This is a genomic window from Paraburkholderia ginsengiterrae, assembly GCF_001645125.1.
GTDB lineage: Bacteria > Pseudomonadota > Gammaproteobacteria > Burkholderiales > Burkholderiaceae > Paraburkholderia > Paraburkholderia ginsengiterrae.
The window spans coordinates 1-510 of record NZ_LXKA01000118.1 but is presented as its reverse complement, the minus strand read 5'-3'; the positions used below and the strand labels follow the sequence as shown (position 1 = coordinate 510).

Genomic DNA, 510 nt, shown 5'->3' with positions numbered 1-510 from the left:
AGCGCGGCCGGGTCGCCGATCTCGCGGATGGTCTGCAACGCCGCGCCGAGATCGGCCCCGTCGTTTGCCAGCACCGGCGTGTGCGTCCCGATCTGCCGCCGACGCGCGGCCGCTTCCGCGTCGGCGCGCAACTGGCCGTAGCCGCGCCACTAGCCTATCTGCTCGCCCACTGCGACCACCCTCGCTGCGGCGCGCCTGTCGCCTGACCCCCCCACCCTTCGCTACCCTCTGCCCAACGCCTGCTCCGCCTCCCGCCCGCTCCCGCCCCCCTCGCCCGTGCCCACGCCCCGCCCGCCCACGTCTTGCCCCACCACCACAGCAATACCCCCGCCGTCCTACACCGCCCGCACTTCTCCGCTCCCCTCCACCCCGTCCATTGGTACACCCCCGAGTCTCAGCTCCGCACCCACACCATGGTCCCGCTCGTCGTACATCCCAACACGCAGAACCCACACGACGCGCCGCTGCCCCGCGGTCCGTCGTTTCAACGGCGTCCTGGCGCTCCCCCAC

General features: G+C 73.1%; 1 pseudogene. It reads right to left on the bottom strand.

The features are described from left to right. Positions 1 to 200: pseudogene (locus tag A6V37_RS42150) on the bottom strand (AAA family ATPase); the annotation flags it as partial. Between the last annotated feature and the right edge of the window lie 310 nt (positions 201 to 510).